General features: G+C 42.3%; 13 protein-coding genes, 1 pseudogene and 1 other annotated feature. Of the genes and pseudogenes, 2 read left to right on the top strand and 12 right to left on the bottom strand.

Annotated features, from left to right (window positions below):
- Nucleotides 1–3: 3 nt before the first annotated feature.
- From LRP81_RS04735 to LRP81_RS04705, 7 genes are all read right to left on the bottom strand, one after another.
- Complete coding sequence (locus LRP81_RS04735; protein WP_230500095.1) at nt 4–366, bottom strand: YunG family protein; 363 nt, start codon at nt 364–366, stop codon at nt 4–6.
- Entirely contained in the window at nt 356–1,123 is a 768-nt protein-coding gene (locus LRP81_RS04730) for a GNAT family N-acetyltransferase (protein ID WP_230500094.1), read from the bottom strand. Before LRP81_RS04730 ends, LRP81_RS04735 begins: the two co-directional genes overlap by 11 nt.
- Nucleotides 1,124–1,135: 12 nt before the next feature.
- Entirely contained in the window at nt 1,136–2,083 is a 948-nt protein-coding gene (locus LRP81_RS04725; protein ID WP_230500093.1) for an HD domain-containing protein, read from the bottom strand.
- Nucleotides 2,070–2,540: a GNAT family N-acetyltransferase gene (locus tag LRP81_RS04720; protein ID WP_230500092.1), complete on the bottom strand. Its 471-nt coding sequence runs from the start codon at nt 2,538–2,540 to the stop codon at nt 2,070–2,072. Before LRP81_RS04720 ends, LRP81_RS04725 begins: the two co-directional genes overlap by 14 nt.
- A gap of 72 nt (nt 2,541–2,612) precedes the next feature.
- Nucleotides 2,613–3,830 carry a tyrosine--tRNA ligase gene (gene tyrS / locus LRP81_RS04715; RefSeq protein ID WP_230500091.1) on the bottom strand — a complete coding sequence of 406 codons (1,218 nt, stop codon included), beginning with the start codon at nt 3,828–3,830 and terminating at the stop codon, nt 2,613–2,615.
- Between the two features lie 53 nt (nt 3,831–3,883).
- Nucleotides 3,884–4,130: a binding site (T-box leader), on the bottom strand.
- Nucleotides 4,131–4,366: 236 nt separating this feature from the next.
- Complete coding sequence (locus LRP81_RS04710; protein WP_230500090.1) at nt 4,367–6,019, bottom strand: sodium:solute symporter family protein; 1,653 nt, start codon at nt 6,017–6,019, stop codon at nt 4,367–4,369.
- An 86-nt stretch (nt 6,020–6,105) separates the two neighbouring features.
- Nucleotides 6,106–6,408: a DUF4212 domain-containing protein gene (locus tag LRP81_RS04705; protein WP_230500089.1), complete on the bottom strand. Its 303-nt coding sequence runs from the start codon at nt 6,406–6,408 to the stop codon at nt 6,106–6,108.
- A gap of 720 nt (nt 6,409–7,128) precedes the next feature.
- Here LRP81_RS04705 and LRP81_RS04700 point away from each other — a divergent pair.
- Both LRP81_RS04700 and LRP81_RS04695 read left to right on the top strand, forming a co-directional pair.
- A complete protein-coding gene (locus LRP81_RS04700; RefSeq protein ID WP_230500088.1) occupies nt 7,129–7,812 on the top strand; it encodes a hypothetical protein in 684 nt (227 codons plus the stop codon).
- Nucleotides 7,813–7,920: 108 nt separating this feature from the next.
- Nucleotides 7,921–8,073: pseudogene (locus LRP81_RS04695) on the top strand (DUF6176 family protein); the annotation flags it as partial.
- Nucleotides 8,074–8,250: 177 nt separating this feature from the next.
- Here LRP81_RS04695 and LRP81_RS04690 read toward each other — a convergent pair.
- The 5 genes from LRP81_RS04690 to LRP81_RS04670 form a co-directional block, all read right to left on the bottom strand.
- A complete protein-coding gene (locus LRP81_RS04690; protein WP_230500087.1) occupies nt 8,251–8,742 on the bottom strand; it encodes a hypothetical protein in 492 nt (163 codons plus the stop codon).
- 539 nt (nt 8,743–9,281) lie between these two features.
- Entirely contained in the window at nt 9,282–9,893 is a 612-nt protein-coding gene (gene pcp, locus LRP81_RS04685; RefSeq protein WP_230500136.1) for a pyroglutamyl-peptidase I, read from the bottom strand.
- A 64-nt stretch (nt 9,894–9,957) separates the two neighbouring features.
- Nucleotides 9,958–10,485 (bottom strand): chromate transporter, encoded by a 528-nt coding sequence (locus tag LRP81_RS04680; RefSeq protein WP_230500086.1) that lies wholly within the window; start codon nt 10,483–10,485, stop codon nt 9,958–9,960.
- The gene (locus LRP81_RS04675) at nt 10,482–11,039 is read right to left on the bottom strand and encodes a chromate transporter (protein ID WP_230500085.1); all 558 of its coding nucleotides are present in this window, start codon (nt 11,037–11,039) and stop codon (nt 10,482–10,484) included. The genes LRP81_RS04680 and LRP81_RS04675 overlap by 4 nt, the downstream gene beginning before the upstream one ends.
- A gap of 65 nt (nt 11,040–11,104) precedes the next feature.
- Complete coding sequence (locus LRP81_RS04670; RefSeq protein ID WP_230500084.1) at nt 11,105–12,721, bottom strand: gamma-glutamyltransferase family protein; 1,617 nt, start codon at nt 12,719–12,721, stop codon at nt 11,105–11,107.
- Between the last annotated feature and the right edge of the window lie 298 nt (nt 12,722–13,019).

Genomic DNA, 13,019 nt, shown 5'->3' with positions numbered 1-13,019 from the left:
TATTCAGCCCCCTATTTCCATAAAATTAGTAACGCTATTTCTTAAGTAATCGTATTGAATGGTATTCGTATCTGCAAAAGCTTCTTCTCGATTGGATGGCATATCCATGTATACAATCTCCTCCTTAAATTGAGAAACGGTAAAATCGTGTCGCTTTCCATTTAGGACATTGTAGAAATGCCAGCCTTCCTTTAGCTTTGTTTTTTTAATTTCTCCGCCAAGTTTATCATTTGCCACTAGTGCAGTTACGCCACACTGACCTTTTGCTGGGTTGTCATGCTGCCACTTGGAACTTGATTCTATGGACCAAGATTTCACAAATGCTTGGTGGAGAATATCAACTTCTGATTTTATGTTAGGCTTCATTATCGATCTCCTTTATTTTTTTCATAACTGCTTTCATTGTAAGTCTATGAAAAGCCACCAGCTGCTTTTTATAAACCACTCCATACACCCCGTAAGGAGTTGGCGATATCGCTAATAATTCTTCTCTCTTTTGTATATCCACAACTCTTGGTTCCATCTCTAGCTTTGCAGCAGCTGCAAACACAACTTCAGTTGCCACTTCAATATAGGGGCACTGCTTGGTCCGCAAAATCGTGAGTTCCTCATAATGATGAAGCCGCTCCTCCCAATTATTCGGAAAGTACGGATCAGCTGCATCGCCAAATTTGCAGACTAGCAATTCAAAATCATATGGTGCCTTTGCAATTTCCTTAAAATCGTTTTTAATAAAAATATCTTTGCTTGGTGTCCAGGATGTACTTGGATTCGTAACCACGATCACACCAGCTTTTCCAAGTTCTTTCGCATCTTGCAGGCACGTTTGAATCAGCTTGGAGGCATAGCCTTTTCCAGTCACGTGTACCCATAGGCAATGAATGACCAAATAATTTTCTCCGTAGACAACCCGTGACGACGCTTCAATCGGAGCATACTCGATGAACCCGGCAGCTTTGCCATTTTCTTTTAGATTCACATACTTCAAGCCATGCTGGAATTGGCTCTTGAGCCACTCACTTTTCTTTCGGTAGCCTTCAGACTTCGGTTTACTTCGCAGGCAATAGCAGCCTTCTTTTTCTAAACTGGTAGTGGATAATTCAATCAGATTTACTTGTGCCAAGATAGTAGCCTCCTACATACAAACTTCCTTTTCAAATACTAATTCTGAAAGACTTGCATAAATCTCCTTTGCTTGCTGACAATGATGAATTAACAATTCTCCAGCAAACAATGGTGACTTATCATAAACCTTCCTCATAGTTATTGGATACCCCATACCATTACCGCTATGGACTATCTGAATTCTTGAGGGCTCATATAAAATAGTATCGATGATTTCTCTTGCTTCACTTGACGGGGAGGATTTGAGCATGTTGAGAACATCTGAATCAGTAAGGTCCGTAAATCCACTTTTTGAACTAGAACTTTCATTCCAATGATGTTTAATAGCTTCAGCTAACAACCTATCTATCCCAACCATGACTGGATCTAAAAATAACTCATGATCCCTTTTAATTAATTGCATTAGGTACAATCCTGACTCTTTATCCGTTTCAACTCCTTTTGTTGTACAAGTCAATCGTGGCAGAATTTCTCTCGAAAGAACGTCACCTGTCCCAGCCATGTATGTATCTCTTAAAAAACTATCAAGATGATCAAGTCCTAATGTTTGCTTATACCCTGTAAGAATAGAAGGGTTGTTTAAAAAATTTATGATATCTACAGAATTTATGTTGGCCTTTTTCAAAATAGAGGAGATTTCTTGTATTTGAATTAATTGTGTCGTTAACTCATGGTGGTTAAACCCTAATGTTTTTTCGACGGAATGGGAAAAAGGCAAATGACCAACATCATGCAATATTGCCGCTGCCCTCAAAACTAGATCTTCAGGAAAAAAATGAGCAGATAGTTTCCACACTCCGACTGTATGCTCCAATCGTGAATGAGAAATAGGTGAAATAAATGCCCCTGCCCCAAAATGAGCCAAATGCTTTAGCCGCCGAACCTGCCTACTTTGAAATAATTCACGTTCCCAAGCTAATGGTTCTTTGTATGGATATAACGGTTCATTGATAATCATCCAATCCCTCCCTTTCAAAATGCACTAAAGATAGCTGATCATGGATAAAAACTTCTCTTACTTTTTGAAATCCATTCGACTCATAGAACATAACAGCCGGGGTATTTTTTACAGCAGTAGCAACTTTAGTTGTTTTAGCAGGATAGTTTGTTAACACGAATGTTAGCAACTGTGAAGCAATCCCTTTCCTAAAATGATCAGGGTGTACCACAAGGCGGTGAATGTTCACAAACTCGTTCTCTATCATAAATGAAATAACACCACAAACCTTCTCTTCTATGTAATAGCCATAGAATGTTTCCCCACTTTGTTGCAGCGTTTCCACTGTATCTTTTAATGGAGGAAGTTCATCCTCGTCAACGCCTATGATGGCTGCTTCGACTTTATAGGAAGGAATTTGGATGTTTAACACTTCCTTCGCGTTCTTCACATTGTTTATATTCATTTTTGTAATCATAAGATTTCCCCATTTTAAGGAGAAGCGGTTTTGGGCGCTTCTCTTATTTTCTTCTATCATAGTATACCATTTTTATACAATTGAAAATTTTACAAATCGTTTCTTTCCGATTTGTAACACGTCACCACTTATAATCCCTTGAGCCATTCCTTCTTTTTCTAACTTTTCACCGTTAAAAGAAACACCCTTTTGTGCAATAAGCCGAAGGAATTCGCTCTTGCTTTTTATCAGTTGAGCTTCTACTAAATTTGGGATGATGTGATCAATCGTGTTTTGCCCTTGTTGGATGGTCATGATTGGTATCTCGTCTGGAATTTGTTTCTTTTGAAAAGCTGTTTCGAAGAACTCCTGTGCTTTCGCAGTCTCTTCGCTGCCATGGTATAGCTTTGTAATGATGTTGGCTAGTGTTAGCTTAATATCTCGAGGATTTTCACCGTCTGCTAGTCTGTTTTTAATTTTTTCAACCATATCGGGATGCTCATCTGTAGCTAGCTCAAAGTATTTTACGATTAACTCGTCAGGTACTTCCATCACCTTTTTGAACATTACTTCAGGTGCCTCCTGTACCCCGATGTAATTTCCTAGACTCTTGCTCATTTTCTCCACTCCATCGAGACCCTCTAACAGCGGCATAAATATCGCCACTTGTTTTTCTAGCCCCCAATGCTTCTGAAGGGTACGCCCCATGAGTACGTTAAAGGTTTGGTCGGTTCCGCCAAGTTCAATGTCGGCTTGAAGCTCCACCGAATCGTACCCTTGCATGAGCGGGTAGAAAAACTCATGAATTCCAATAGGGGTTTGGTTCTGGTAACGATTTTGGAAGTCATCCCGCTCTAGCATTCTAGCAACAGAAGTAGTCGCGGCAAGCTTCATCACCTCTTCGAATGTGAGCTTAGACAGCCATTCGCTGTTAAAACGAACCGTCGTTTTTTCAGGTGTCAACACTTTGAAAATTTGCTCACAATACGTTTGGGCGTTCGCTTTTACCTGCTCATCACCCAAAGCAGCACGCCCTTTCTTTTTCCCTGTGGGGTCCCCAATCCGACCTGTAAAATTCCCAATGATAATGACCACATGATGACCAAGATCTTGCATTTGTTTGATCTTTCTTAAGACAACTGCATGGCCTAAATGGATATCTGGTGCAGAAGGGTCAAGACCAAGTTTGATGGTAAGTGGTTTTTGCTCGTCAAAAGATCGTTTTAACTTGTCGTAGAGCTCCCCCTCATCGACGATAGTGTGGACTCCTTTCAACATAATGGGCATTTGTACTTCTGGGTTTTGGATCATTGTTGTTCTCTCCTTTATTTTGAAAATAAAAAAACGCCCCTTAGGGAAAAACCCTAAAGGACGTTGGTTGACGTGTTACCACCTTTATTCGAAAGCTACTCACATAGCCTTCCTCTGTAAGTACGGCCCTGTGTGGCGATACTTTGGCCCTGGTCACGGCAGCCACCCCGGTGTATCCTCCTGTTGATTTCGGTACACAGCTCCAAGATGTATTCACATCGACTCCACACGCGCCTCTCATCCACCGGCTACTCTCTGTCTGCTTCTGTCCATGCTACTCGTTCTATTCATCGCTTTTCGCTTCGTATAAAGATATTAGTGATTATTATATGCGATTTAAAAGCAATGTCAATATTTTTTTCTTCCGCTTAAGTTCTTTAGAATTACCAGCAATACTTTCATTTCCCGCGAAATATGTCGTTAATAACATGTACGGTCTTTCCAAAAATTTTGTTTGTCGATAAAAGCATCCTCCTCGCTAAATTGCTCGGGAAATAACGCTTTTTAGCAAATCGACACATTTTAGTGTACCTATCTTATTTATTCATCCAGACATCGCCATCTTTGTATGTCATTTGTTCTGGATAGCGAAGGTCTTGTACTTCGTCTTGTACTTTTTGCGATGGTGCCTTTGTGCTTAAAGATACGATGATATTGGTTAGGATTGCTGCGGCAGCACCAAAAACTCCAGCACCTGTGTCGATTATTCCAAGAATCGTAAAGCCTCCGAATTTCGCAGCAAAGATATAGGCAAGTGTTACTGTTAGACCTACGAGCATCCCGGCAATGACCCCGTTTGCGTTTGCCCGTTTCCACCATACTCCGAGGATGAGTGCAGGGAAGAAGGTTCCGCAGGCAAGCGCAAAGGCCCAGGCAACAATTTGTGTAATGGCTCCAGGTGGGTCAAGCGCAATAACCCCCGCTAAGAGCGTGGCTGCTACAATGGTGATACGCCCAACCAATAGTCGGTTATTATCCGATGCATCCGGACGAAGCACTCGGTAATAAATATCATGTGCAAAGGAAGAAGAAATCGCAATCAATAATCCACCGGCAGTTGAGAGCGCTGCAGCCATCGCACCAGCGGCAACAAGCCCAATGACAAATGCACCCATGTTCGCAATTTCCGGTGTAGCCATAACGACAATGTCATTGGCAATGATAAGCTCATTCCATTGGAGAATACCATCTCCATTTGTATCAGCTACTTGAAGCTTTCCAGTATTCACCCAAGGCTGTGTCCATGCAGGCAGCTGATCAATAGGCTGACCTGCCACTCTTGTCATTAAAATGAAACGAGAGAATGCCGCATATGCTGGCGCAGAAAGATAAAGTAACCCGATGAAAAGTAATGCCCAAGCACCCGACCAACGAGCTGCTTTCATCGTCGAAACCGTATAGAAACGGACAATAACGTGAGGTAATCCAGCTGTACCTGCCATTAATGTAAACATTAAGGCAAGGAACTGCCATTTTGTATCGTTCGTGAATGGTGCAAAGTACTCTGTTATTCCTAATTCACGGTCCAGCTCACCCATTTTCGACATAACTTCCCCGTAGGAAATCCATGGTAATGGATTATTCATAAGCTGCATGGACATGAAAATAACAGGAATTAAATAGGCAATGATTAGGATGAGGTATTGGGCAACTTGTGTCCATGTAATCCCCTTCATTCCCCCAAACGCTGCATAGAATGCGATAAGAACAACCCCAATCATTGTTCCTATCCTTGCATCCACTTCAAGAAGGCGTCCAATAACAACCCCAGACCCTGATAGCTGACCTATTGAATAAGTAAAACTGATAATAATCGTACAAAGAGCTGCTATAACACGGGCAGCATGACTTTCAAAGCGATCCCCAATGAATTCAGGGACCGTATATCGACCCGATTTTCGAAGCTGTGGAGCTAAAAGGAAAGTTAGTAGGAGGTATCCCCCTGTCCATCCCATTATGTAGGCAAGTCCATCATAACCAAGTAGCATGATTGTTCCAGCCATCCCGATAAACGAAGCTGCACTCATCCAGTCAGCTCCGATTGCCATACCGTTGAAAATTGGTGGAACTCCACGTCCTGCCACGTAGAAGTCTGATGTTTGTCGCGCTTTGTTGTAGACGGCGATTCCGATGTAGAGTGCGAAAGTAACAAGAATTATGGACACAGAAACAATAAACTGATTATCCAAACGTACATCCCCCTTAAATTTGTATGGGTGTTACTATATTTTTCTACAAATACGGATATCTATGGTGAGATTCATAGGAAGGTAGATTAGTGGTCAAATGTTTTTCCGGCGCTAAGTGCTTCATTCGCTTCTTCATCAATGCCATATTTTTGGTCAATCCTATCACTGACTTTAGCATTTACAAACAAAAGGATGATGAAAACTAAAATAGAACCTTGTGCGCCCATGTAATAGTGGAATGGGAAGCCACCAAAAATGGTGAACTGAAGAGACTCTGCAAACAGGACGACTCCAAATGAAACAATCAACCAAATTGCAAGATAAATCATGATATACATGTTTTTTTCACGAAAATATGCATCTGCAACCGACTTATCGATTTTTTTCAACGGTTTACCTCCTCTAAATTTAGCGGATTTTATACCTTTGCTACGTGCATCTTCTTTTAAAGCTAAAAAACTACCTAAGACTGAAGATAAATTTTACCGTGTCGAGAAACGGTAATGGTACTAACGCAACTTGCACCACTGCAAACGTAAAAAGGGTCACTACGGGAACAGCAAGCAAAATTGGCCTTTGTTTCTTAATAGCCAAGAAAATACACAATCCCGTGACGAAAAGAAATAAATAAAAGAAATTCACATTCACGCACCCCTTCCTTTGTAAGCGCTTTTATTTCACTCCAAGCCTCCCCTCCTTTCCAAACTGTATTAAAACAGAAATATTTTGAATAATCCCAATAATTAGATTATGAAACAAGCACCCTTTGAAGTCAACACCTCCAAATTATACAAATTACTTTTTATGTGTATTAGTACAAAGGTAGGAGTATGCATCGTTTGGAGATTTAGTCAGAAGAATTTAGGGATGGAATCGCAATACCCTTGATGGGGATTCGCTAACTTTTAGAGATAATTGCCACACCTTTGATTTGGATTCGTTAACCTTCAGTAATACACTAGAATCCACTGAAGATTTATGAAACTAAAAGTACACTCCCTCTCGCTAAAATATATGTAGAATTTTGAAAAAATATGTAATATAAATCAAAGAACCAGTATAATGGAGGTAATATTTTGAATTGATACGTTTTTTGGGAGGTAATGAATATGAGGATTTTAGTTACTATTCTCATGGTTGGTGTATTACTGATAGGACTATCGGGAGTTGGCTTTACCGAGTCTTTAGGTTCCAATAATGATAGATTTACCGTAACCACAAATAATGAGGAACCTACCGTGCCGGAGCCTGAACCAAATCCTGATCCTATTCCAAATCCAGACCCACCTGAGACTATACCAGAGCCGGAGCCAGAAAAACCACCTGACAGTCAACCGAATCCACCTAAACCTAATCCGAACCCGAGCCCTGTCACAGATCCAAAACCACCACCAAATCCGAAACCGCAGCCGCAGCCAAATCCAACCCCAACGACGGAGCCGGAAAATCCTAGAAATCCCGTTATACCACCACCTTCTCCTACCTCCCCACCTAGGCCAATTGAAGAGGTAGAAGTGGAGGAAACGACTGAGGTGATGGATGAGGGTATCGTGAACATCGATGAGTACCTTTCTTTATTGGGCTGGTGGAAGAATAATAGCTTTGAAGTTTTATATGTACCTGCTGTATATGATTTGATGAGATACCACTATGAGGAAGGAATAATCATGGAGTTGGACCACTTGTCACAAGCTCAACTTACTGAATTAAGTGATTTTCTGAACAACGAGCCTATCCTTAGGGGTTCTGTGTATGATGATATGCGGGAAGTCGTACGGGAGTACTTACGATAGGTAGAGTGGGGGCCTTTTATTGGCTCCTTTTCTTTTTTTAATCGCTTATTTCACATTAATATTTTTTTGAAAAAATGAACAAAATCAATTTTCATTTGGGGGATTATTATGAATGTAGAATTAACAAGATTTAGAGTTAAAAAAGGGAAATCAGAACGTGTAGATGAAGATGAATGGTTAAAATTTCTAAACGAAAATATGAAAGATGTACTTGTAACACTTGAAGGCGAAAGAATGTTTGTTGAAACAATATTTAGAGAACATTTAAATCAGTTGACTTAAAAACAGAGGTTGTTATGATTCCTGAAAATATAAGAAGAAGTATGGTATAAGTTTTGCACTCTTACTTGAGGACTTACAAATCGATAGTTAGATGTGCTGCCAGCAAGTAGTGGAGCGTAACAAACTAAAAACAACCGCGCAAACATATCACGGCTGTTATAGTGGTTCGTTTTCATACTCTACGTTATAAGCTTCCATCAAATCTTCAAGCTCTGTTTGAAATTGACGAATTTTGGTCCGGCCTTTGTCTAGAAGTTCATTTGCCTCGAAAACTTTGTCATGGCTTTGAAGTTTAAGCGCTACTCGAATCATTTTAAAGCCCTGGAGCTGAGCATTGCTTCCTTCAATATAGATTTCATGAATTTCTCGGAGTTCTTTTGTTTGAGGACGGATGCTTTCTAGTTTTACAACAAATGATTCGTAGGTGGGGATGGAAATGGTGTCCATGGTTTCATACATAGTCCAGTCGTCTGTATAGTTCTCTCCTGAGACGCTTGAGTATGAATCGATCGCCTCCCTTTCAATGGAGCTTATTTCCAATAATTCCACGTTCACATAACTCATTAAATCTTCCTTAATAGGGTCACTACCACAGGCAGAAAGGACGAATAGACAAACAAGAACTAGAAAACCCAGAATCCTCATCATGCTGTCTCCTCCGATGTTGGAATTTCCACGTTTTAAAGAATATTCATCTTCCGGGTTGTATTAGTACCATTGAAGAAGTAATAGGTCGTTCCAATATAAAAGGAGCTTTGGAGGTATTTTGGTGATCTTTGATGGTTTTCTGAAAAGCTTTTGAGGTGATTGAGATACTTTTGATGGAAAAGGGCTGTTCTTTGGAGGTAAACGGGAATCCTTTGGAGATTCCCGGAATGTCTTTTTTAAAAAATAGAAAAAGGGCTCCTTTTAAGAGCCGGATGAAACCGATAAGTAGAGCTGCCCCGATGTTCTCGGGATTGATTTCATTTATAGACGAGCAGGTGGATTTTTCGACGGAACCACGGCAGTTATCGACGGCAGCGCGGATTTTTCGACGGAACCACGGCAGTTATCGACAGTCACTCGGATTTATCGACGAAAACATGCCAGATATCGACGAAGTGACATAAAACGACACTTTTCGCCGCTCCACCCTTGGCTATCCCCATCCATTCAAAGTGATGAACCCAAAGGCCATCCCCACCTCACATCACTTCAATTGCAAGTTTGATTGCATCCGTCAAATCGTTATGTGACCAGCTCGGGGTGTTAGGCAATTGAGTTGCTAGTTTGTGAGAGGCCGGGATGTGGATGAAGCCGGCTGGGATCTCCCCAGGTTCACCCCTTTGTGCAAAATGGTGTAATGCTGCGTACATGACGTTGTTACATAGATATGTTCCTGCTGTGTTGGAAACTTTAGCTGGGTAGTGATTTTCGTTTAGATGGTTGACAATGTTGCGAATTGGTAAGGTAGAAAAATAACCGGCTGGGCCATCTGCTTCAATAGGTGTGTCCTGGAGAATGACGCCTTTGTTGTCAGGGGCACCGCCTGCATCCTTGCAGTTAATTGCAATCCGCTCCGGGGTGATATGTGTGCGCCCTCCCGCAAGTCCTAGACATACGACCGCATCCGGCTGTACTTCCTCTATGTGCTGTAATAAGTGATGTGCTGATTCTTGAAAATCGACGGGGAGTATACGGCTTACAATCTTATAGTGGCCGATAACCTGATTATCCAGTTCCGTAGCAATTTGTTCGGTTGGATTGATCTTAAAATTTAAAAATGGCTCAAAACCGGTTAATAGTAGTTTTTTTATCATGATTAGCTCCTCCTTTGTTATAAGGAACGGGGGGACGGTTCCCCCCGTCCCCCTGCTTCCGCTACAGCAGTAGTGCTCCGTATATAAGTGCTCCGCCAATTACTAGCGCGGGGTGGACTTTCCATTTCTCTAGTAGTAGGTAGCTGGCGATGATGAGAAAGGTGGTTTGGAATGTACCGCTCATTTCGTATGATTCGACGAAGAAGCGGTAGGCCATTCCCCCGAGTAGTAGTGCGATGGCTGGGCGCACGTAGTTGGACATTCTTTTGACTCTTGGTGAATCCTTGAATTTATAGAAAAGACTCATGAGTGCGATCATCATGATCAGTGATGGGGCAACGGTTGCAAAGACGCCAACAGATGCACCAAGAAATCCTGCCTGCTGGTAGCCGATGTAACCTGCCATTTTGGTTGCGATTGGGCCAGGCAAAGCGTTTCCGAGTGCCAGCATCTCACTGAATTCAGTGACAGTCAGCCAACCGTAATTACTCACCACTTCCTCTTCAATAAGTGGAATGGACGATGGGCCACCTCCATATCCTAGGATACCTGGTATGAAAAAGGCGAGGAAAATCTCCCAATAAATCATGCTTTTGCCTCCCCTTTTTCCGCTTTATTTTTCTTTAATACAGCAGCAGCTAATAAGATGATGATGACAATTCCAGGGTGAATATCAAGAATTTCTATAGCTAGGAAACTAGTAACAATTAAAAGTATGGCACCTGTCCAGCCTAATCCCTGTTTTGATTTTGTGACAAAGTCCCATGTCAACACGCCGAGCATCACGCCAACAACGGGTAGTACCGCCTTTGTCATTCCTTGTACCCATGGTTGGTCTTTAAAGCTGGATAGCGTAGTTAGTAAGATAATCATTAAAATGATGGTCGGAACAATGGATGCCACGATTGCATTTAACATCCCTAGGTAGCCACCCACTCTATAGCCGATATACCCTGCCATTTTAGTATTTATTGGCCCTGGTAGGGTGTTCGCTAAGGCTAGGATATCTGAGAATTCATCATCAGACATCCATTTATATGTCCCCACCACTTCTTTATGAACAAGTGGAATACTGGACGGGCCGCCCCCGTAACCAAGCATTCCGCTCCGGAAGAATGCGATGAATATGTCCCACTGCTTCATGATGTATATTTTCCCCCTTCAGAAAGGCCTGAACACATAACGAGTTCAGGCCCTTATTTATGAGTTTAATAGGATGCGATACTGCCGTCAGTACGCGACTCTGTTCCCCCGCTAAGTACACCCGTTTTCGGGTCCCGCCAGATGATCTGTCCGCGTCCATAGCTGCCTCCATCAAGTGTTACTTGTATGTCATGGCCATTGCGTGCGAGTGCTTGTGCAAGATGCTGTGGGAAGTGGTGCTCTACTATTACTTTCTTTCCTTCCATCCACTGCCATCTTGGAGCATCTAAGGCTGCTTGTGGGTGAAGGTGGAAATCGATGGTGTTCATGACAACCTGCATATGTCCTTGTGGTTGCATGTAGCCTCCCATTACTCCAAACGGCCCCACTGCTTCATTATCCTTTGTCAGGAAGCCAGGAATAATGGTGTGATATGTTTTCTTTCCTGGTGCTAGTGCGTTTTCGTGTTCAGGATCAAGGGAGAAATCATGGCCTCTATTTTGAAGACCAATTCCTGTTCCTGGCACCACAATCCCAGAACCAAATCCCATGTAATTGCTCTGTATAAAGGATACCATATTTCCATCCCCATCGGCAGTGGCAAGGTAGACAGTTCCTCCTTTTGGTGGAGTTCCTGGCTCAGGTGATAGTGCCTTATCGGTAATGAGACCCCTTCTTTCTTTTGCAAAAGAATCAGAAAGTAGCTCTTCAGAAGTGTGAGTCATCGTCGTTGGATCAGACACATATTTTTGCGTATCTGCAAAAGCTAGTTTCATTGCTTCTATTTGGTGATGATAGGTTTCAAGCGTGTCTCGTTCGGTAAATGTGTCGTCTTTTAATATGTTTAGCGCCATCAGTGCTGCAATCCCCTGTCCATTCGGTGGAATTTCCCACACATCATAGCCTTTATAGTTTACCTTTATTGGTTGTACCCATTCAGGTTGGTAGGATGCGAGATCCTCATACGAAAGGAAGCCATTGTGTTGTTTCGAAAAATCTGCCATTTTGTGGGCAAGTTCCCCTCGATAAAATGCTTCGCCATTTGTTTCTCCGATTTGCCTTAACGTATCAGCATGACCTTGGGAAGACCAGATTTCCCCGATTTCTGGCGCTCGTCCATCTGGAGCAAATGTTTCGAACCACTGAGTAAATTCTTCGGTGGTGCAGTTCTTTTTATAGGCATTATATGCAAATTTCCAATACTTTCCGAGGGTTGGCGATACTGGGTAGCCTTTCTCCGCGTAGTCAATTGCAGGTTGAAGAACTTCTGAGAGTGGTAGTTTCCCAAATTTTTTAGAAAGCTCCGCCCATGCTGATGGAGCACCAGGAACCGTTACTGGGATGAGACCAAGTTTTGGCATGGAATCATGTCCACGTTCTTTTAAAGCCTCAATGCTGATGGATTGTGGGGCAGGACCACTTGCATTCAGTCCGTGCAGCTCGCCTTTTGTCCAAACGAGGGCAAATGCATCTCCTCCTATACCATTTGAAGTCGGTTCCACAACTGTAAGACATGCCGCTGTTGCGATTGCCGCATCAATGGCATTGCCCCCTTTTTTTAAAATATCCAGCCCTGCTTGAGCAGCAAGTGGTTGGGAAGTAGCAACCATTCCATTCTTAGCAAACACTGTATTGCGCTGAGATGGGTATGGCTGATTAAGATAATCGAATGTGAGTGTCATAAAATGTAGTATCCCCCTAATATTTCGTTTTTCGAATTAAAATCTATTATACTTAATTTTCTTTCTTTTTTCAAAATTCAATTTCAATAGGCAAGTGCAAGGGGCTAGGCGCTGGAACTAGACACTGAGAAAAGCGCAAGCGACTTGACCAGCCCCGACAAGCATAAGACGAGACGTCGAGAAGGTTGGGTTTTACCTTCTTGATGGATTGGCTTATGACCTCGAGGGGCTAGGCGCTGGAGCTAGACACTAAGAAAAGCGCAAGCGACTTGACCAGCCCCGAAAAGCATAAGACGAG

This window comes from Sutcliffiella rhizosphaerae (assembly GCF_917563925.1).
GTDB lineage: Bacteria > Bacillota > Bacilli > Bacillales > Bacillaceae_I > Sutcliffiella_A > Sutcliffiella_A rhizosphaerae.
This window is presented reverse-complemented; position numbering and strand designations above follow the sequence as displayed.